This window comes from Halobacillus sp. Cin3, from assembly GCF_947311855.1.
In the GTDB taxonomy this organism is placed as follows: domain Bacteria; phylum Bacillota; class Bacilli; order Bacillales; family Halobacillaceae; genus Halobacillus; species Halobacillus kuroshimensis.
Window position 1 is genome coordinate 100168 of record NZ_CAMZMV010000005.1, and the last position, 20279, is coordinate 120446.

The following is a 20279-nucleotide window of genomic DNA, read 5'->3' on the forward strand; positions in this document are numbered from 1 at the left end:
TTTTTTTGCGCTGGACCCCTGAAAGCGAACGTGCATTCGTGGGTGTGCTTTGTTAAAATAAAGAAAAAGATGGAGCGAAGGAGCGGAAGCTATGCGGAATGGAATTACATTTGTCCATAGTGCAGATCTGCATATGGACAGTCTGTTTAAGACGAAAGGCCATCTCCCTGAGGAACTGCTTGAACGGCTGCGGGCGGGAACCTTTGAAGCCTTTGACCGCCTTATTCAAGTATGTATAAAAGAAGAGGCGGATTTCCTGTTGATTGCCGGGGATGTCTATCATGAGGAACTGCGCAGCCTGAAGGCCCAGGTCCATGTGCGCCGGGGTTTTGAGAAGCTGCAGAAGCACGGAATCGATGTGTTCGTCAGCTTTGGAAACCACGACTTTACGTCAGGAACGGAGCACGCGGTTTCCTTTCCCGAAAATGTTTTCCTATTCGAGAGCGAGCGTGTTCAGGAGGTTCCTTTTTATAAGCAGGGGGAGCTTCTGGCGCATATTTATGGTTTTTCTTACGAGACAAGGGTGGTGAAGGAGCATAAAGCGCAGGAGTTTCAAAAGACGGGACATCCCCCGTATCACATTGCTATGCTTCATGGAAGCCTGGAATCGAATACGGATCACGATGTTTATGCTCCCTTCACATTGGAGGAATTAAAGCGGACGGGGATGGATTACTGGGCGCTCGGTCATATCCATAAACGGGAAATTCTATCTGCAGACCCGCTGATTATCTATCCAGGAAATACGCAGGGAAGGTCTCAGAAAGAACAGGGGCCGAAAGGATGTTACGTCATCGAAGAACAGGAGGGGGAATGGGTGCACAGGTTTCAGCCTCTGCACAGCTTTGTGTATGAAAGTGTTACCGTTCCTGTTCCACACTTGGAAAATCCGAACGAATTGGAGCGCGTATTAGAGAATGTGAAACATCACGTTGCGGAAAGCGGCGGTTCTGTGATGCTCTCTGTGACGATCGAAGGCAGCGGCCATCAGTGGAAGCGCTGGTGGTCCTCGGGGGTAATGGATGAATGGAAGGATATCGTTAACGAAAATGAAGACGTTACCGAAGACGGCTGGGTGTGGATTGAGGATGTACGCCTGGATGAGAGGATAAGCTGGACTGAAGAAGATCTTCACGGTCCTCATTTCACGGGAGGGTTTCTGAAGAAAGTGAATGAAGCAGACGATGAAGCCTTTGATTCGTGGCTCGCTCCATTGTACGATCACAGAAAGATGTCGCGGTTCGTTCCTTCCCTTAATGAAAAGGAGCAGGCGGAAGTGTTGGAGAAAGCGAAAGCAGTGGCGGTAAACCAATTATTGGAAAGCGGGGATGACGGCTTTGATCATACATAATCTATATATTCATGGCTTTGGAAAATGGAGCGGCTTCTCCCTATCCTTTGCTGAGGACCGGCCTAACATCATTACAGGAAAAAATGAAGCGGGGAAATCGACCCTTTATCATTTCTTTTTATACATGTTTTTCGGTCTGCCGCCTAAACAGAGGGAAGCTTATATGCCTAAACAAGGCGGAGGACTTGGAGGTACCATCACTGTAGAGACGGCAGAAGCTGAAGTCGTGACAGTCGAACGATTTCATGACCGATATAAAGGACAGGCGGTCTGCCGCACCTCTCTTGGAGTAGAGCATGGGGAAGAATGGCTGAGGGACCAGTTGAATGGTCTGGACCGGGAGAGCTTTGAAGCGATTTTCAGTTTCAATGCCGACGACCTCCGCCATTTGGAAACACTGTCTGCGGAAAGTCTTGGAGAAACCTTGCTGGATATCGGTCTCACCGGATCGGATCGGATCAGCCGCACAGAAAGATGGCTAGAAAAGAAAGTAGAGGAGCGGTTCAAACCCCAGGGCAGAAAACCCGTGATCAATGAGCAGCTTCATAAAGTGGAAGACCTTTATAAGAAGACACGATCGCTTGAAAAAGAGGAGCAGGCCTATCTTCACCTGCTTGAGGAAAAGCAGCAGGCGATCGAGGAAATCGAAGCCTCTGGAATGGCCTGGAGGGAGAAAACGAATGACCTCTACCGGACGGAACAATTATTGAAGGCCAGGCCGGCACTTGTGAACTATCATCAAGGGCTGGAAGAACTGCAACGCCGGGAGTTCATTGTTTTTCCTGACGGGGGAATGGAAAGATACAGGCAGCTCAAGGAAAAAATCCTTCCCCTGCAATCAGAAAAGAAGCTCCTCACTTCGGATGTCGAAGCCGGAAAGGAAAAGCTGAAGGCCTTGGCGGCCGCTTACCATCCTCAACGACTCGAGGAAGCGGCATTGCTTTTGAAGCGACGCCCGGAATCAGAAAAGCTCGATTATGAGAAAGACCGGCTGCATAAGGAAACAGAGCACAGGCAGGAAGAGCTCTCCAAGGAAGTCCAGTCGCTGGATATTCCGTTGACCGTTGACGATCTTGATGATTACACATTTCCCTTTTATATAGAAGAAACGTGGAGGGAGTTGAAAAACGAAGAACAGACATTGGTTCAGGAAAGGGCCTATATTCATGATCAAAGTATGGATCTGGAGCGGGAGTTTCAGTATGTAGAGACGAAGAAAGCTGAATTGGAAGAAGAGATGATTGGTGAAGACGAAGCGGCTGCTCTTCAATACAAAATTCAGGAAGCTTCAGAAACGGCTGCGGCCAACCGAGCCACAAGGAACAGTGGAAAAGCCGGCAGGGTCCGTCCAAACAGGGCTGCTCTTTTTGTTGGAGCCGTCGCTGTCCTATTAGGCGGGACAGCGCTCTTTATAGGAGGCGGAAGTGTTGTATGGCTGCTGCTTGGAGTGATGTTATCCATCGGTCTCAGTTTCTATGCTTCCCGCCTTCTACAAAATGTCCAGCCTCAAATCTCAGATAGCAGAGAAAAAGATGTGGAAAGAGCGCGGGAGAAGCTGAGGGAATATGAAACACGGAGAACGGAATGGAAGCATGTTCATGATCAGTGGAAGCAGCTGAATCATGAAGACATCCGCCTTCAGGAAAAAGAGAGTCTCGCAGCGCAGCGCCGGCGCCGCCTGGAAGCTCAAGTGACAGAGCAGCGAAGCCTTTATCCGTTTCTAACCGGACTTGATGTGAAACACTGGGAGAAGTTATTTCATAAAGTCGTTCAGCTTCGTGAAAAGCGAGTGGAATATCTTCAGGCAGTGAAGCGGATAGAGGAACTGGAAAGGGAACAGGACGGAATGACTGAGGAATTGAAAACGTTTCATAGACGTTTAGATTGGGAAATATTAGATCATACTGTCCGTACAGGCTGGAACGAATTGAGCGGATGGATCAAACAGCAGGAGCAGTTGGAAAGGGATGTCCATCAGCAAAAAGAAGCCCTGGAAGCGTTGGAACGCCGTCTTAAGAAAATCACGTATCAACTGCAAGGTTATCTTGAAGAATGCCATCAGCTTTTTGGCGAGTGCGGGGTCGAGAGCGAGCAAGACTTCTATAAGAGAGCGGAAGAGGCAGAAACCGTAAGGAAACTCCAAGAGGACGTCGCTGGGTATCAGTTTCAAATCGATGGATTGTTGTCCGAAGAGGATCAGGCGCATGCGGATGTATGGAATCAAGTACCGGAGGAAAGCCGGCTGCTGACAGATATCCGAGAGATTAAACGGGATATCGAGCATCTGGAAACGCAGCAGTCCAAAGCCCGGCAGCATCTTGCGGATATCCACAGCCGGCTCGATCAGATGGAGAATTCTGATGAGCGTTCAGCTCTGACCCACCACTATCAGGCCGAGAAAGAGAAACTGAAGGAGATGGCAAAGGAGTGGGCCGGTTATCAGGCTGCCCTGCAGGCTTTAAAGGAAACCAAACAGTCCTACCAATCGACCTATCTTCCTGCTGTACTGGCAGCGGCTGAGGACTATTTCCGGGCATTGACGGACCGCCGCTATGAAAGCATAGCTGCTGATGATCCTGGACTAGGGATCACCGTGCTCGATTCAGAAGGGATGCTTTTTGCCCCCGGAGAATTATCGAAGGGGACGCGCGATCAGTTGTACATATCGCTGCGTCTGGCCCTGGGTGAAACGATGGCCGGCCAAAGGCCGCTTCCCTTTTTTATGGATGATGCGTTTGTGCATTTTGATGAACGCCGGCTGCAGAAAATGACTACGATTCTACAGGGCGTATCCACCCGTCACCAGGTGCTGTTTTTCTCCTGGAGAAGTGACCTTCAGCAAGTATTTACAGACGCAAATATTCAGCAGTTAAAATAAATTGAGGTTTAGGTCGCAATCTCAGGACTTTAATGATAAAATGTTCTAAGATTACATGAGCATTATGCAAATGGAGGGTTTCCATTGCCAGAAACAAATAATAAAGACTGGACGAAATACGAAGAAACAATTGAACAATTCATTCAGGTGATTGCTAAAAATATGAGCCTCTACGGGGTGACTCCTTCAATAGGACGACTGTATGGAGTGTTGTACTTCTCCGAGGAGCCGATGACGCTGGATGACATGCGCGAAGCTCTTGAGATGAGTAAGACGAGTATGTCCACAGGTGTCCGGGCTTTGTCTGATATGAAAATGGTGGAACCTTCCTTTAAAAAAGGGGTTCGGAAAGATTTGTACAAGTCGGAGGAAGACTGGTATAAGTCATTCACTTCCCTTTTCGGGAGCAGGTGGAGACATCATACAGAAACGAACATTGAAGAGGCGGACGAGGCGATTCAGGAACTGGAATCTCTTCAGAACCGCACTTCCGATGAAGAGTTGAAAGAGAAAATCCAGGTGGATATCGACCGTTTAAAATATGCCCAGAACTACTACCGCTGGCTGATGAAGTTCATCCATGTCGTTGAATCCGGGGAAATTTTTAAATACGTTCCGAAAATCGATCAGAAGAGTGAATAACATAAAAGGACTGTCCCGGCTTTTCCGAGCATTGAATGGAAAAGCACGGGGCAGTTTTTTTGCTGGAGGGGAGCTTGTTCATATTCAGTCATGCTGATACATAAGCTAATGGTAAACAGGGCAGGGAGGAACAGCGGATGCTATTCGGTTTGCCGGTCTGGGTATTTCTATGTGTGGCTTTTATATTTTTCAGTGGTTATATGGCTTTCCGGGCTATGAGGGCGGAACATACATTGGAGCAGGAGTTTATTGAACAAGAGGGACAGGTGTATTTGAAGAGGATTGAGCAGGAAAAAGAGCGGCGGGGAAAACGGAGAATGACCTCAAACTAAAAGCCGGGTGAAGGATCACCCGGCTTTTTATTATTCTTCTGTATTTTCTCCTTCCGTGCTTGATTCCTCTTCTGCTGCTTCGTCTTCCTCAGATGAATCGTCAAAGAGACCTTCGAATTGATCATCCTTCACATCAATCTCGGCGTCTTTTTCAAGCTGATCCATTTTCTCTTGAAGCTGTGTCTGATCGACCTTCTGGCTCACAAGTGTGCGTCGGATTTCATCTTTCGTATCTTCATAAGACTCGATATCTTCTTTTTCGCGTTTGTCGGTTACTTTAATGATATGGTAGCCGAACTGTGTTTCGACAGGTTCGCTGACACTGTCTTTTTCCAATTCATAGGCTTTCTCTTCAAATTCAGCGACCATCTGTCCTGGGCCAAACCAGCCGAGATCTCCGCCTTTTTCAGAGGAGCCGTCTGTGGAGTATTCTTTGGCAAGCTCTCCGAAGTCACCACCGTCATCAAGCTTTTTCTGCACTTCTTGAGCGGTTTCTTTATCTTCTACTAGGATATGGCTTGCTTTTACTTCTGTTTTCATGCGTTCATAGTACTGTTTCATTTCTTCTTCAGTAATTTCGACATCTTCAGCTGCTGCTTGTTCCTGAAGCAGGCTCATACGGATGGTTTCCTTGAAGGCTTCTTCATCAGCGAAGCCATTCTGTTCAAGAACGGTTTCAAACTGTTCCCCATACTGGTCCTTCAATGTCTGCAGTTCTTCTTCAACCGCTTCATCGGACACTTCATAGTTGTTGGAAAGAACTTCTTTCATAACAAGGCTTTGAAGTACCTGATCACCATGCTGGCTTTTCAGTTCCTGATAGAATTCTTCCTTCGTTACTTCTCCATCTTTCGTTTGAACGACGACTTCCGAGTCATCCGCGTTTGATGAACAAGCAGAAAGGGTGAAAACGCCTGCCGCCAAGGCAGCAGTAATGGCTACTTTTTTCATGTACATGACACTCCTAAAACATTTTGTAATTTTTTCATGACGTAGAGATTAAATAAACAGCCTATGAGTAAATATAACACATTTTCCCTGTCCTATACTATAATGTTCAGCGAAAAAGGGTGGGGCAGCTTCCACCCTCAGTCTTTCCTTATCTGATCGAATATAAAACAGGCCGCTGAAGGGATCAGCGGCCTGGGTCATTATAGTGTATTTAAGACTTCCACATAGGATGAAATGAGTAAAATAGTGATCAGCACATTAATTGTTCGGAATACACGAGTCTGCTTCTCGTTCGACATTTTCGTTTTTAAGCATAAGGAATGTGTGAGTGAATTAAACACGAATAAAATGACGAGCGCGTACAAGCTGAAACCAAATGCCATGTTGATGAACCTCCTTTATTCCCTATGAAACTACTCTATCAAAGTTTACCTGGATTGAACAGGAAAACCCCGTTCCAGGTCACAAAAAAACAGCGCTCCAATGAACGCTGTTTTTGATTTTATGCTTTCGGCTGATGAATGAGAATATCGTAGCCGTCTTTGGCATTTTCAATGATGCATTTTTTCGGTGCTTTCGCGAAATGGCTGACATAAAGAAAATCTGAAAAGGACAGGCCGATATTCACAGAGGCAAACAGCACCAGATAGGCGAAGTAATTCGGGAAGACGTAGCTCATGACTAGTGTTGGAACAGTAATCAAAAAAGTCGGTGCCAGTGCCATCGTCATGGACATCGGTTTGGACAGCCTCGTCTTGCATTGATACGAGAATGTCGGTACGCAGCGTTTCCTGAATTTAAAGTGAACCCGCAGTCGTTTATAGCTGAGCATCAAAGGCAGCATATGCATGAGCCTGTGAATGGACGGCAGAAAGAATAGAATGACCAGAAGCGGTATAAAACCGTGATCGTTCATATCATGCGTCGCATGGATCATGGAAAACGGCAGGTAAAGAATTAAAAAGGACAATAGTCCGGTGAGAATAGACATGATATAAACACGGTTTAATCCGAATTCTTTATTGATGTTCACTGATTTCCAGCAGTTCATCATAAGAATCCCCCCTTACTACAAAAAATGCTGTGATTTTATTATGATTATCGATATGATAGGAGTACGTTTTCTCTATCGTTTTATTAGCACAAGACGAATAATAGTATGTTTAGAGACAAAAAGCAATAGGTTTTTCGTAAAAAATACCACTGAAGATTTCACTTGATCACGAGGTGGTCTGAAACCCTGCTGTGACAAGGGTGACAGCGAGAGGGGAGGGAAAAGTATGAAGAATGTGAATCTTTGTGACACTCTTTCTTTTCAACTGAAATTATTGAGCAGCATCAAAGAAATCGATCACTATCCTTTTACAAAATTAGTGATTGAAAAAGATTTAACAGAAATGGAATATAACGAGACGATGCACTTGCTGCAGACGCTCTCTGACCTTTATAAGGAAGAGAAGGAGGAGGGGCTGCTGGATCATTCTTCGTTACTCTTTCATTACGCTGGGATGGTCTGCTGGAAGCTTCCCATTACAGATTCTCTCGAAGCCCTTCAAAAAGAAGGGTATTATAAAGAGCTGACAGAGCTGCTTCTGTCCTATACATAAAAAACCCCTTTCCAATGAAAAAACGGAAAGGGGTTTTCAGCATATAAGTCCGGATTTATAAGGGATAAGCACCAATGAGTTAAGAAGAACGTGACTTCTGCGACTTTTGTTTGTACTTTTCCAAATCCGTCGGCTCGTTAACTAAAGCCTCTTCTTCAATATTTTCAAGAGAACGCTCCAGAATCTCCATATATTCATCGCCGTAAATCTCTTTAATCAAGGCGGATAGATCAAGAAACTCAGGAAGTTTCCCGAACATTTCGGTCATCGGCATCACGCCTTTGAGCACCGAATTGTCGTCTGGGTCGTACTCATTGAGCGTGGATTCCAAAAGGTCGTTTCCTTCAGGAGTCAGTTCCACATAGGTATTTCTTTTGTCATTCTCACGTTTAGAGAATTGGAGGAGTCCGCGTTCTTCCATTTTCTTTGAAAAATTGAAGGCAGTGGAGACGTGCATCACACCATATTTGGATATTTCAGAAATGCTGGCCCCTTTGAGGTGGTAGGCAATCCATAGAATATGATGTTCATTGATGTTCAACTGAAAAGGTTTGATCCAGTTCTGCCAGTCCTTCTCGATGGCTTTCCAAAGCGCTTTGGACAGTTGTGCCATTTTATGACTATAATAAATGGCTTCTCGCTTTGTGATCTTTTCCTTCACCAATTTCACCTTCTTTAGGTATATTCTTAATTCTATTGTGCCAGACATGGCGGCAATAGGAAAGTTAGAATGTGCTATTCCAATATTCTATTCCCTCTTTATAATAATATAAAACATTGTGTATTTGACAAGGTGTAAATAACAGAAAAATGATAAAAAAATACCAGTAAACCTATGTTTACTGGTGAGAAGCTCAAAATGGATCTGGATGAAGGCTCTGGAGCGCCTTGGAAAGGCAGGTGTGAAAATGGATCATTTCCCTCATGCGTTCCTGCAGAAACTCTGCTTCATCCATTTCTTCTTGTTTGACACAGTTCTGCACGTTTACTTTCACCTGCTCATCTACAGCCGCTAATTCATTCTCCTGTTCATTCACAGCTGTCTGCCACTTTTGTATGTAGGAAGTCATAAAGGTTTTGTAGAGGTTGGTGGTGGATGTATATAAATCCTTCCGAACCCCTTTTTTCCACACACGTTCAACCAGTCCTTGATCGGATAAATTCCGGATTCCAGTACTCATGGCTGTCTTGCTTTTTCCCAGCTCGCTGCTCATCTCATCAAGCGTCATTGGTGACGGATGAAGGTAAAGGGTGACAAACAAGCGGGAGTCAGCCATGGATAAACCGAACATCTCCAGGGTTTTAGAAAATTCGTGTATGACTTTCGTATGGATGTCTTCCAGGTTGTGGTGATCGTTTCCTCCCATATGCTCCTCCTTTTTCCGTTCTACGACTACATTACTATAAATGGTAATCCAATAAAAATTACAAATGAACAAGCATTTTGTCGAAAAACCACGGAATCTGGAGCATATCATCTGTTAAATTACGTACAGTTTGAACTGTACGTAATTTTTGTGCTTATTTTAAAGAATTATATGTTTGAACTTTTCATTGCAAACAGGTTACAGTGTATAAGGTGATGAGTTCAAAGTCACAGATTGAAGATTTTTAAAAGATGAGGTGAAAAACGTGCCGGTTATACAAGTAGAAAATTTATCAAAGATTTTTGGTAAAAACGCCAAAAAGGCGACGAAATACTTAGATGAAGGACAAACGAAAGAAGAAATTCTAGAAAAAACCGGAAATACGGTAGGTGTCAACAGAGCCTCCTTTGACGTCGAAGAGGGAGAAATTTTTGTCATTATGGGATTGTCGGGTAGTGGGAAATCCACACTCGTACGTTTGATCAACCGTCTCATCGAGCCGACGGAAGGCAGTGTGCTCATTGATGGGGAAGATTTAGCAAAGATGGACAGCCGTTCCCTTCGAGAGGTCAGACGTCAGAAGCTCAGTATGGTCTTCCAGAAATTCGGATTGTTCCCGCATCGGACCGTTCTTGAAAATACAGAGTTCGGCCTTGAAGTGCAAGGTATTGATAAATCAGAAAGAAAGAAAAAAGCCGAGGAGTCTCTTGAATTGGTCGGTCTTGGCGGATACATACACCAATTCCCGGGCCAGCTTTCCGGGGGGATGCAGCAGAGAGTTGGACTTGCCCGCGCTCTTGCCAATGATCCTGAAGTTCTTTTAATGGATGAAGCTTTTTCTGCTTTGGATCCATTGATTCGTAAGGAAATGCAGGATGAGCTTCTCGATCTGCAGGAAACGATGAAGAAGACGATCTTATTCATTACGCACGATCTTGATGAAGCTTTAAGGATCGGCGACCGCATCGCTTTGATGAAGGACGGACGGATCGTTCAAATCGGAACACCGGAAGAAATCCTCGTTAATCCTGCCAACGAATATGTCGAGAAATTCGTAGAGGATGTGGATCGTTCGAAAGTGTTGACCGCTGAAAATATTATGAAACGGCCGGAGACTGTGGATGTGGAGAAGCACGGACCGAGAACCGCCTTGGAAAGAATGCGTAAAGAAGGCCTTTCTACGATTTACGTCACTGACAGCCGACGCAATCTTCATGGGTATGTCACAGCTGATGATGTATCCGAGGCAGCTAAGCAGGAAGTGAAGAACTTGAAAGGAATTCTGCGCACAGATGTACCGCAGATTCAGGGTTCTACGCCGATGCAGGAGATTTTTGACATCATCCATGATGCTCCCGTGCCAGTGGCAGTAGTCGAGGAAGGGAAGCTTAAAGGAATTATTGTACGTGGCGCTGTTATCGCAGCACTCGCAGGAAATGAGGTGAATCTACATGGAATCAATTCCTAAAATTCCAGTAGCCCAGTGGGTTTCAGATGCAACAGAGTTAACAACAGAAACATTCGGATTTTTATTTGATTTTATTAAAAATGATTTCGGTGACTTCATCGAGCTTGTAGCCGAAGACTGGCTGATGGGCATTCCTGTCTGGCTGTTTATTGTCATCGTCGGGGTGCTGGCATTCTTCGTTTCCGGGAAAAAATTCGGTTTGACGGCCTTTTCTGTCATTGGCCTTTGGTTTATCCATAACCAGGAGCTGTGGGAAGAGTTAATGAATACCTTCACTCTTGTGGTGTTTGCCAGTTTGATTTGTGTTATTGCCGGTATTCCGCTGGGAATCTGGATGTCGAAAAACCGGACAGTGGAGAAGATTTTCACTCCTGTCCTTGACTTTATGCAGACGATGCCGGCTTTCGTTTATTTAATCCCGGCCGTAGCGTTCTTCAGTATCGGTATGGTACCCGGAGTTTTTGCCTCCGTTATATTTGCGACACCGCCGACCGTGCGTTTCACAAACCTTGGAATCAGACAGGTGTCCCATGAACTGATTGAAGCCTCTGACTCCTTTGGTACGACCGGTGTTCAGAAGCTGTTCAAAGTACAGCTGCCGATGGCAAAGAAAACGATTATGGCTGGAATCAACCAGACGGTAATGCTTGCCCTCTCCATGGTTGTTATCGCATCAATGATCGGGGCTAAAGGGCTGGGGCAGACGGTGATTACCGGATTGCAGCGTGCCGAAGTAGGGACAGGATTTGTCGCAGGTCTTGGAATTGTTATCCTGGCCATTATTATTGACCGTTTTACTCAAAACCTGAATACACAGCGTGGCGAGCAGTAAGGAGAAAAAAGACCATCGTCTTTTTCTAATACACACATTTTTTCAAAGGGGAGAGATTTACATGTGGAACTGGAAACGTTTAGGTATGGCAGCAGGGGTGTCACTGACATTGATTGCTGCAGGATGTGGGTCATCAGAAGAAGAAGCGTCCGGGAGTGATTCTTCATCCGAAGAGGTCAGCTATGGGGAAGAAATGGATTATGAGATTACCGGAGTCGAAGCGGGTGCCGGTGTCGTCAGTAAAGCACAGACAGCTGTGGAAGAGTATGGCAACCTGGAAGGCTGGGAAGTATCTACATCCTCCTCAGGGGCTATGGCAGCAGCACTTGGGGAAGCATATGAGGACGAAGAGCCGGTGGTTGTCACAGGCTGGACACCGCACTGGAAGTTTTCTAAATATGATCTGAAATATTTAGAAGATCCTAAGGGTGTCTTCGGTGAAGAAGAGCAGATTAAGACGATGGTTCGCGAAGGCTTGGAAGAAGACAAGCCGAACGCTTATCACATCTTGGACCAGTTCAACTGGACAACCGAAGACATGGAATCGGTGATGCTGGATATCAATGAAGGCAGCAGTGAAGAAGAAGCCGCACAAAAATGGATCAAGGAAAATGAAGATCTTGTAGCGGAGTGGACAAAAGGGACGGAAGAAGTCGATGGAACTGAAGTGAAGCTGGTTTATGTCATGTGGGATTCTGAAATTGCTTCTACGCATGTCATTGGAGAAGTGCTGAAGCAGCAAGGCTTTGACGTAACGTTGACGTCTCTGGATAACGGACCGATGTGGGAGTCTGTAGCCTCTGGAGAAGCTTCCGGAATGGTCGCAGCGTGGCTGCCGGTCACTCACGGAAGTCAGTATGAAAAACACGAGGACAGCATTGTGGACCTTGGTGCCAACTTGGAAGGGGCTAAAATCGGCCTTGTCGTTCCATCCTATATGGATGTTGACTCTATTGAGGATCTGAAAGCGGCGGAATAACAGCTGAAACAATTTGTAAATCATGATCGAAAACCCGTGCAGGAATCAAGACATCTTGATCCCTGCACGGGTTTTTATTATGGTACACCCTGCTCATTGACTTTGAAGCATGCAAAAGCCCCCGTTTGGATTGGCGGGGGCTTTTAGGTTATTGATGGTTGATGATCTCATGGCTTGGCTGGGAAGGGTCGGTGTTTTGATCGGCCTTCGCTTTTTCCTCCAGCTCCTTCAGACTCTCTTCAATCTGCTCCAAATATTTCTGGATGTTTTTCTGGTGGGGTTCGACGGTGCGTTTCCAGCTTTCAATGGAGGATTTCACATCCTCGGAAAGCTCTTTGATTAATTCAGCACCTTCCTTGGACGTCTGAGTAATCTGGTCTCTGAGCTGCATGCCATCCTCTTTCAGGCTCAGCACGGTATTCTTCAAGTTTTCGCTTTTCAGTCTGGCATTTTCACGGAAATCCCTTCCTGATGAAGGGGCATTAAAAAGTGTGCACGCGGCCCCTACGGCACCTCCTACTAAAATGCCCAGAGCTAACGATTTTCCATTTGGCATATCCGTCCATCTCCTTTCAGATCCTTCTCCATGGTTCTATTTTCTCTTAATATGTAAGAATGAAACCTTAAAATGATAAAAAAGCATCTGTCGTTTTAAGTATAACAAAGGCACTACAAAAAAGTAGTGCCTTTGTTGACTGACAAGGTTACGATGCCTGCCGGACCGGCCCTCCCATGGAAGAACGCTTGAGGATCTTCATGGCTACAGGGTACGTAACGGCGACGAACAAGATGTTGAAGGCCGCAGCCGGGAGAACGACTGTGGCGAACATGACACCGAAACTCGCTTCCATCAGGCCGATGATATATAGGACAACGCCAAGGAAAATGGATCCGCTGATCATTGTTCCAATGCCGGCAAGAATCGGCTGCGTCAGTTTATGGTTAGAGATTTTTTTCGTCAGCAGTACAAGTCCAAAGAAAGCGAAAGCTGTCAATGGTTTGTCAATCAAGTTGGCAAGCTGGCCGCCGGGCACTGTCGTTGTCAAAGCAGCGATAAAACCGGTAGCTAATGACAGAAGCAGTACATAAGGGGCTTTCGGGAACATCAGTATGCCCAGGAACATCATGGCCAGCATCATGTCCGGACGCATCCCGAAGAAAAACGGTGGAGCCACCGCGTGAAGCACAGCGCCAATACCAACAAGCAGGGACAACATAACTAATACACGAATATTCATTTAACATCTCTCCTCAACTATTCTAATCTCTTCTAAATGACATTCCAGACGTGTCCTTCTGACCGCCTGCGAACGCATACCTGTATTATACAAAAATCACCGCCGAAAATCAAAAGCGATACTTGATGTTAATGAGGAATCCGGCTGCTGATCTCACCGGCAACTGCCTGCAGCTGCTCCGGGGAGTAATCATCGGAATGGACTTCCCATTTTGCTCCGAAACCATCGTTTTCCCCATATCTTGGAATCAGATGAATATGTAGATGGAAAACAGACTGCCCTGCTGGTTCTTCGTTGTTATTCAGCACATTCAAGCCAACCGGTTCATACGTTTCCTTAATGGCATTGGCGATTTTAGGAATTCTGGAGAAAAGAGCAGCCGCTGTGTCAGGATGGGTGTTGTAAATATCCTTGCAGTGCGCCTTGGGGATGACGAGCGTGTGCCCTTTCGTTACCTGACTGATATCAAGAAAAGCATACACTTTTTCATCTTCATACACTTTAGCGGAAGGGATTTCTCCGTCAATAATCTTACAAAAGATACACGAGTCTGCCATGTTTGACACTCCTTTCATGATTGAATGTATTGTACCATAAGAAGCGGCAGCCGCCCATTAGTGGAAAGCCCCGGCGGCGTGTGTCCAAATGGAAAATATGATAAAATTCACTCAGATGGACCAATGAAAAGAGGGATAGCATGCAGTCTTTGTTACATATTGAAAACCTCCACGGAGGTTATACGCATAAAAACGTCCTGCACGGCATCAGTCTTGATGTGAAACCGAAAGAAATCGTCGGGTTGATCGGATTGAATGGAGCGGGGAAAAGTACGACAATCAAGCATATTATCGGATTGATGCAGGCGAAGAAGGGAACGGTTTCTATTAACGGAACCCGCTTTGATGAGGATCCCGAGAAGTACCGGCAGCAGCTGGGGTATATTCCCGAAATGCCGATTCTCTATGATGAGCTTACCCTTTATGAGCATCTTCATCTGACGGCTATGGCTTATAACATCCCTGAAGATGTTTTTAAGAAGCGCCTTGATCCACTATTGAAGGAGTTCCGTCTGGAGAAAAAACTGAAGTGGTTCCCTGTCCATTTCTCGAAAGGAATGCGCCAGAAGGTAATGATCATGTGCGCCTTCCTCATAGAGCCGGAGCTTTATATTGTGGACGAACCTTTCGTCGGCCTTGATCCGCTTGGAATCCAATCCTACCTGCAGATGATGGTGGATATGAAGGAGAAGGGGGCGGGCATTCTTATGTCGACCCATATTCTGGCGACGGCTGAGAAATACTGTGATCGTTTTGTCATTCTCCACGACGGAGAAATCCGTGCGCAGGGGACACTGGCGGAGCTCAGACAATCCTTCGGCCGGCCGCACGCTTCCCTGGATGATATATATGTCGAGCTTACAAAGGAAGAGCAGCATGATTAAGGCGAAGGAATTCTGGTCTGCGCGTTTTTCCGGACACATTAAGGAAACGAGCCGCTACTTGAAATACATGTTCAACGGGCATATAGCTGTGGCCATGCTGTTTTTTATTTCAGCTTCAGCCTATTATTACCAGCAGTGGCTTCAGAATCTTCCAGAGAACTTCCCCACCGCTTTCGTTATCGCTGTCGCTTTTGGTTTTCTCGCCGGCTACAGTCCGGTGCGGACGCTGCTGAAAGAGCCGGACCTTGTCTTTCTCCTTCCGGCTGAGTATCAGCTGAATGATTACTTCAAGCGGTGTCTCTACTATAGTTACATCGTCCAGCTTTATTTAATCTTTCTTGTGGCGGCTGCACTAGGCCCGTTATATTTGGCATCTTATCCATCTCTGGGCGGCCGCTATTATTTCATGATGATCGGGGTCGTCCTTGTTGTGAAGGTTTGGAACATGCTTTCCAACTGGTGGATGCTCAAGGAAAGAAATGGCCGGATCCGCCTGGTGGATCAGGTGGCCAAGGCGTTCCTGAACGGCTTCATCTTTTTCTTTCTTGCCCGGGGAGATTGGGTGTTTGCCGGAATCGTAACTGTCCTTCTTGCCGCCCTCGTCCTGTACACGTATACATTGGCGAGTCAAAAAGCCGGACTCGTCTGGGACCTGCTCGTTGAAAAGGACCAGCAGCGGATGCGTGCCTTTTACCGGATCGCCAACATGTTCACGGATGTGCCGCACTTGAAAAACACCGTGAAGAAAAGGCACGGGCTTGTCCGGCTGCTCGTGCAGAGGATTCCCTTCCGTCAGGACCACTCCTTCACCTATTTGTTCCGGATTACATTCGTCCGAAGCAGCGATTATTTAGGCATGTACCTCCGGCTGATTCTTATTGGCGGGCTGGCCATTTGGTTTGTCCCGAACGTCTGGGTGAAAGGAGCATTCGCTCTGCTGTTTCTATACTTGAGCGGGTTTCAGATGATGACCCTCTGGAATCACCACAGAACCATTATCTGGCTCGATCTTTATCCCGTTCATCAACAGTGGAAGCAGAAGGCGGTCCTGCAATGGCTGAAAACGATCATGCTTTTCCAGACGGCCGTCTTCGGGATGCTGCTTGCTCTTCAATTCCAATGGGCGGGGATGATTGGTGTCTGGGTGTTCGGTGCTTTGTTCAGTTATGCGTTCGTACAAACGTATGTCAAACAACGATTAAACTAGCGGAGAAGGCTGCGGAGAGCAGCCTTCTTTTTAAAAGGAGGATGTTCATTGAACTACGAACAAAAGGTGAAAAAAGAAGCCGTACGGTGGAGTCGGTCGCTCGATAAACGGTCCGCTCTTCTGCAGCGGACCTCGAAGCCGTTTCAGCAGCGGATCAACAATACGATTCCCGACCGCATCCATCAGGTGATAACGGAAAGTGTCCGTTCCATGATGGAAGCCGCCTTAACCACCTCTGAATACGTCAGGCCTGTGAATGTCGAAGACCACTGGACGTGGGAAGAGCGGGAGGAGAAGATTAAGGAACTGCTGAAGCAGTACAAAAGAACCGCTTCACTGGAAGGAGCCGGGACGGGGTTCGGCGGCATATGGCTGGGCCTTGCCGACTTTCCGCTGCTGTTAAGTATCAAGATAAAGTTTTTATTCGATGCGGCCCAGGTGTGCGGGATGAACATCCATTCGTATGAGGACAGAGTCTATTTACTGCACGTCTTTATGCTGGCTTATTCCAGTGATGACGTGAGGAAACAGGCGAAGGAAAAAGTGATGAATTGGAAGGACGTTCCGCTTGAGGAGAAGAATGTGGATTGGAAAACGATCCAGATGGAGTACAGAGATACGCTTGATATAGTAAAGCTGCTCCAAATCGTCCCCGGCATCGGCGCCGTCGTCGGCTTTGTGGCCAATGGACGTTTATTGGAGCAGCTTGGTGAAACAGCATTACAGTCCTTTCGTCTACGTTTTCTTTAGGACGGGTGTTTTTCCTGATAGCTCATGTAAGCCTGAAACAGCGTCTTTGCAGCGTGAGGCAGGGCAGACTCATCAAAGTCAAATTTCGGATGGTGATGCGGGTAGTAATGATCAGGGATTTGAGCTCCCGTAAAGTAGTACGCACCCGGTTTCTCCAATAAGTAATAGGCGAAGTCCTCTCCGGCCATAACGGGATCCACCTCTTCGGTAACGAGGGAAGCGTCTGCCTTAGGAGCGTTTTCCAGGATGATTTCAGCCTCATCGGTATGGTTGATGACCGGTGGGTACCCCTTTTCATAAAGAAAATCATAGTCGGCGTCGTACCCCTGGCACGTACCTTTTGTGATTTTTTCCATTTCGCTGATGATCAGATCCTGTACATCAGCATCAAACGTCCGGACTGTCCCCGTCAGCTTGGCTGAGTCAGCGATCACGTTAAAGGCGCCGCCCGCTTCCAAAGTTCCGACCGTAACGACCGCTGTTTTCAGGGGGTCAATCCGGCGGCTGACCACCTGCTGCAGCGTAGTCACGAGCTGGGAAGCGATGACGATGGCATCCTTCGTCTGGTGCGGCTGAGCACCGTGTCCACCTTTTCCTTTGATCGTAATCTCAAAGCGGTCCGCTCCAGCCATAAACGGACCTTTAGACGTCTGGATGACTCCGGTCGGTGCATTTACCCATAAGTGCGTTCCGAAGACGGCATCCGCTTCTTCGATGGCTCCCGCCTCGACCATCGGCTTGGCACCTCCGGGGGCATATTCCTCCGCGTGCTGATGAAGGAACAGCACGGTTCCCGGAAGTTCGCTCTGATAGGGGGCAAGAGCTTCGGCCAGTCCTAACAAAGCTGCCGTATGACCGTCATGCCCACAGGCATGCATCGCCCCATCATGCTTGGAGCGGTAGGAAACATCATTCTCCTCCTGGATCGGCAGGGCATCAAAATCGGCACGCAGGGCAATCGTCCGGCCTGGTTTTCCGCCTTTGAGCGTGGCGACGACACCGTTGCCGCCGACGTGGCTTTCATAAGGAATGCCCAGTCTTTCATATGTATCTGCAATAAATTGCGCCGTTTTCTCCTCGTGAAAAGAAACCTCCGGATATTGGTGAAGATACCGGCGTGTTTCCACCATTTTGTCGTATTGACGGTCGATGGCTTGAAAAACATTCTCCCTCATGTCGCATTCTCCTTTATGTTGTGGTTGTACAAATTGTAATACAGCTTCTGAATATTCTCAAATTTATCCCGGACGCATGCTTTTCTTAAAAGCTCTGTTAAAGTCTGTGGTTGATATTTTAAACGATTACTAAATCGTTTCCGTCTGGAATTAAGGGTCCGGTCCGTTGTTTACTCAGAGCATGGGATGGCAGGGAAAACCGTCCGCTTTCCGCGGGGAACGATGAGCCTCCTCGAACTTCGTTCTCCGGGGTCTCACCTTGTTCCTTTTTCCCGCAGGAGTCTACCTGTTTTCCCTGCCATCCCTTTCGTAGTAGTGTAACGGACTTCGGTTATATCCTTTCTAACTACCCTTCTTTGAAGAGGCGGCCTTGGGAATGGCGAGACTCCTGTGGGATGAAGGTACATCGTGAGACCCCGGAAGGCGCAGCCTGAGGAGGCTCACGGTACCCCACGGAAAGGGAGTCATTCCCAAGGCCGCCTCATACAAATCCCATGACAGAAAGGGGTGATGATAGGAGCTCACATGTTAAATATCAACACCAAGCAATAACAGTGCCTTCTTAGAAAGAGAAAGACTGCAGTGAAGAGGGACTGTTGTTCGGCGGTCATAAAAAACCCGCACGATGTTTGCTCATCGTACGGGTTGGTGCCGTTGATAGAAGATTAATCCTGCAGCCGGGAATCCTGGAGAAGGCGGCTGATTTCTTCCATGTGGTGGGTTTCATCTGAAATCATATCATCAAGCTTGACGGAAAGCTCTGTCAGGCTCAGTTCCTCTGCCTGCTGTTTTCTTTCTTCATAGCGCTGGATCGTCTGTCTCTCCGCTTCACGTGCTTCCTCGAGCATTGGACGAACTTCTTTCAGCTGTTTCACTTCTGCCGGTGTTGTTGTCGGTGTGCCTCCAAGTGTACTGATTTTTTCAGCCAAATATAAGGCGTGCCCTTGTTCATCGGCGACTTCCTCTTCGAAGAACGGCTTTAAAACGGAACGGTAAAGTCCTGTTACGACCGCCGCATTATAGGTGTACATAATGGAAGCGGCATACTCATGCGCAAGGTCTTCATTCAGTCCATCAATGAGGGCTTTCATTTTTTCATCCATGCAACAACATCCTTTCTTAATTAGTCTCATCCATTACTTTTCCCTCCCCTTTTCCATTTAAACGTTAAATTCCGTCTCAAGTCGGAAGAGATGCCCCTCTGCAGCGGGGTTCCCCCTTTCTATGGAACAGATATAATGAATACAGGCCCAGGAAAGGTTTTTATACCGTTTTTGTCGAATCATTTACGTAAGAGAAAAGGGTGATATTATGAGTGCAGCTATTGGGAGAGGGATTGCGGCCTTCCTTTTGATCGGAGCCGGAGTCATTCTTTTGTTAACGAATATGAACATCATTTCCCTGGAAATGAATCTATCCTGGGGTATGGTTTATCCGTTTGTCATTCTGCTGTTTGGGTTGAGAATGTGGAGCGGTGCTCTTTTCAATAAAGCGGGGAGCTGGGTGACCGGATCATTTTTGACCGTTTTTGCGGCACTGTTGATTCTGGACCGGTTGGGAGTGATGACTTTCCGCTTCTGGGATATTTGGCAGCTCTGGCCGCTGCTGTTCGTGTATATCGGGGTAGGGATCATGAAGGGAAGAAGCAGAGGCAGCGATTCCCGCTATTTTGATAAACCACTGCCTGTATCCAGGACGATGGCGGTCGGGGATCTATCCTTTACAGAGGAAAACTGGAAGGTAGAGCCGATGAACGTCTGGAGCGCGGTTAGTGATTACAAGTTCGATTTTACAAAAGCCTTTATTCCAGATGAGGATATTCCGATCCGCGTGGCCGGCTGGGCTGGTGATGTGCGCATGTTTGTACCAAAACAGGTGCCTTTTCGTGTGGACGCAAAAGTGAAAGCCGGAGATATTAAGGTGGCCGGACAGAAGGCGGACGGAATCAACCGCTTCGTTCAATATGAAACACGGGATTATCAAGAAGCCCGCCGGAAACTGACCATCCAGATTGAATTAACGGCCGGTTCCATTAAAGTGGTTCAGGTGTAAGGGAGGGAA

General features: G+C 47.0%; 22 protein-coding genes. 12 read left to right on the forward strand and 10 right to left on the reverse strand.

The window, feature by feature from the left end:
• The first annotated feature begins 91 nt into the window (after positions 1-91).
• The 4 genes from QMA39_RS15835 to QMA39_RS15850 all read left to right on the forward strand — a co-directional run bounded on the left by QMA39_RS15835 (position 92) and on the right by QMA39_RS15850 (position 5203).
• Positions 92-1351 (forward strand): DNA repair exonuclease, encoded by a 1260-nt coding sequence (locus tag QMA39_RS15835; RefSeq protein ID WP_281659295.1) that lies wholly within the window; start codon positions 92-94, stop codon positions 1349-1351.
• Positions 1338-4229 (forward strand): AAA family ATPase, encoded by a 2892-nt coding sequence (locus QMA39_RS15840; RefSeq protein WP_281659296.1) that lies wholly within the window; start codon positions 1338-1340, stop codon positions 4227-4229. The genes QMA39_RS15835 and QMA39_RS15840 overlap by 14 nt, the downstream gene beginning before the upstream one ends.
• 84 nt (positions 4230-4313) lie before the next feature.
• Complete coding sequence (locus QMA39_RS15845; protein WP_027956545.1) at positions 4314-4871, forward strand: transcriptional regulator; 558 nt, start codon at positions 4314-4316, stop codon at positions 4869-4871.
• Between the two features lie 137 nt (positions 4872-5008).
• Positions 5009-5203, forward strand: coding sequence for a sporulation YhaL family protein (locus QMA39_RS15850; protein WP_027956544.1), 195 nt, complete (start codon positions 5009-5011; stop codon positions 5201-5203).
• Between the two features lie 30 nt (positions 5204-5233).
• On the opposite strand, the gene QMA39_RS15855 is transcribed toward QMA39_RS15850, so the two are convergent.
• The 3 genes from QMA39_RS15855 to QMA39_RS15865 form a co-directional block, all read right to left on the reverse strand.
• Positions 5234-6154 (reverse strand): peptidylprolyl isomerase, encoded by a 921-nt coding sequence (locus tag QMA39_RS15855; protein WP_206931612.1) that lies wholly within the window; start codon positions 6152-6154, stop codon positions 5234-5236.
• Positions 6155-6354: 200 nt separating this feature from the next.
• Complete coding sequence (locus QMA39_RS15860) at positions 6355-6537, reverse strand: hypothetical protein (protein ID WP_027956542.1); 183 nt, start codon at positions 6535-6537, stop codon at positions 6355-6357.
• A 119-nt stretch (positions 6538-6656) separates the two neighbouring features.
• Positions 6657-7208 (reverse strand): DUF3267 domain-containing protein, encoded by a 552-nt coding sequence (locus tag QMA39_RS15865; RefSeq protein ID WP_027956541.1) that lies wholly within the window; start codon positions 7206-7208, stop codon positions 6657-6659.
• Positions 7209-7434: 226 nt separating this feature from the next.
• Here QMA39_RS15865 and QMA39_RS15870 point away from each other — a divergent pair, with 226 nt between their 5' ends.
• Positions 7435-7761, forward strand: coding sequence for a DUF1878 family protein (locus QMA39_RS15870; RefSeq protein ID WP_281659297.1), 327 nt, complete (start codon positions 7435-7437; stop codon positions 7759-7761).
• A gap of 79 nt (positions 7762-7840) precedes the next feature.
• Here QMA39_RS15870 and QMA39_RS15875 read toward each other — a convergent pair whose 3' ends face one another.
• Positions 7841-8431: an HTH-type transcriptional regulator Hpr gene (locus tag QMA39_RS15875; protein ID WP_027956539.1), complete on the reverse strand. Its 591-nt coding sequence runs from the start codon at positions 8429-8431 to the stop codon at positions 7841-7843.
• Positions 8432-8615: 184 nt separating this feature from the next.
• Complete coding sequence (locus tag QMA39_RS15880; RefSeq protein WP_206931615.1) at positions 8616-9128, reverse strand: helix-turn-helix domain-containing protein; 513 nt, start codon at positions 9126-9128, stop codon at positions 8616-8618.
• A 265-nt stretch (positions 9129-9393) separates the two neighbouring features.
• Here QMA39_RS15880 and QMA39_RS15885 point away from each other — a divergent pair, with 265 nt between their 5' ends.
• The 3 genes from QMA39_RS15885 (at position 9394) to QMA39_RS15895 (ending at position 12407) form a co-directional block, all read left to right on the forward strand.
• On the forward strand, positions 9394-10596 hold the full coding sequence (locus QMA39_RS15885; protein WP_206931617.1) for a glycine betaine/L-proline ABC transporter ATP-binding protein: 1203 nt from the start codon (positions 9394-9396) through the stop codon (positions 10594-10596).
• Positions 10580-11428 carry a proline/glycine betaine ABC transporter permease gene (locus QMA39_RS15890; protein WP_206931619.1) on the forward strand — a complete coding sequence of 283 codons (849 nt, stop codon included), beginning with the start codon at positions 10580-10582 and terminating at the stop codon, positions 11426-11428. Before QMA39_RS15885 ends, QMA39_RS15890 begins: the two co-directional genes overlap by 17 nt.
• 61 nt (positions 11429-11489) lie before the next feature.
• Complete coding sequence (locus tag QMA39_RS15895) at positions 11490-12407, forward strand: glycine betaine ABC transporter substrate-binding protein (protein ID WP_281659298.1); 918 nt, start codon at positions 11490-11492, stop codon at positions 12405-12407.
• 148 nt (positions 12408-12555) lie between these two features.
• Here QMA39_RS15895 and QMA39_RS15900 read toward each other — a convergent pair whose 3' ends face one another.
• From QMA39_RS15900 to QMA39_RS15910, 3 genes are all read right to left on the reverse strand, one after another.
• Positions 12556-12963 (reverse strand): YtxH domain-containing protein, encoded by a 408-nt coding sequence (locus QMA39_RS15900; RefSeq protein ID WP_027956535.1) that lies wholly within the window; start codon positions 12961-12963, stop codon positions 12556-12558.
• Between the two features lie 148 nt (positions 12964-13111).
• A complete protein-coding gene (locus QMA39_RS15905; protein WP_027956534.1) occupies positions 13112-13645 on the reverse strand; it encodes a tryptophan transporter in 534 nt (177 codons plus the stop codon).
• A 128-nt stretch (positions 13646-13773) separates the two neighbouring features.
• Positions 13774-14202, reverse strand: coding sequence for an HIT family protein (locus QMA39_RS15910; RefSeq protein WP_027956533.1), 429 nt, complete (start codon positions 14200-14202; stop codon positions 13774-13776).
• A 140-nt stretch (positions 14203-14342) separates the two neighbouring features.
• Between QMA39_RS15910 and QMA39_RS15915 the strand changes: the two genes are divergently transcribed.
• The 3 genes from QMA39_RS15915 to QMA39_RS15925 are packed head-to-tail and all read left to right on the forward strand — an operon-like array spanning position 14343 to position 17043.
• Positions 14343-15086 carry an ABC transporter ATP-binding protein gene (locus tag QMA39_RS15915; RefSeq protein ID WP_027956532.1) on the forward strand — a complete coding sequence of 248 codons (744 nt, stop codon included), beginning with the start codon at positions 14343-14345 and terminating at the stop codon, positions 15084-15086.
• Positions 15079-16293 carry an ABC transporter permease gene (locus tag QMA39_RS15920; protein ID WP_281659299.1) on the forward strand — a complete coding sequence of 405 codons (1215 nt, stop codon included), beginning with the start codon at positions 15079-15081 and terminating at the stop codon, positions 16291-16293. The genes QMA39_RS15915 and QMA39_RS15920 overlap by 8 nt, the downstream gene beginning before the upstream one ends.
• A 48-nt stretch (positions 16294-16341) precedes the next feature.
• Entirely contained in the window at positions 16342-17043 is a 702-nt protein-coding gene (locus QMA39_RS15925; RefSeq protein WP_281659300.1) for an EcsC family protein, read from the forward strand.
• On the opposite strand, the gene QMA39_RS15930 is transcribed toward QMA39_RS15925, so the two are convergent.
• A complete protein-coding gene (locus QMA39_RS15930) occupies positions 17040-18218 on the reverse strand; it encodes an amidohydrolase (protein WP_281659301.1) in 1179 nt (392 codons plus the stop codon). The genes QMA39_RS15925 and QMA39_RS15930 overlap by 4 nt on opposite strands.
• A 665-nt stretch (positions 18219-18883) precedes the next feature.
• The gene (locus tag QMA39_RS15935) at positions 18884-19321 is read right to left on the reverse strand and encodes a ferritin-like domain-containing protein (protein ID WP_206931629.1); all 438 of its coding nucleotides are present in this window, start codon (positions 19319-19321) and stop codon (positions 18884-18886) included.
• Positions 19322-19529: 208 nt separating this feature from the next.
• On the opposite strand from QMA39_RS15935, the gene liaF reads away from it, so the two are divergent.
• Positions 19530-20270 carry a cell wall-active antibiotics response protein LiaF gene (liaF, locus tag QMA39_RS15940; protein WP_281659302.1) on the forward strand — a complete coding sequence of 247 codons (741 nt, stop codon included), beginning with the start codon at positions 19530-19532 and terminating at the stop codon, positions 20268-20270.
• Positions 20271-20279: the final 9 nt, after the last annotated feature.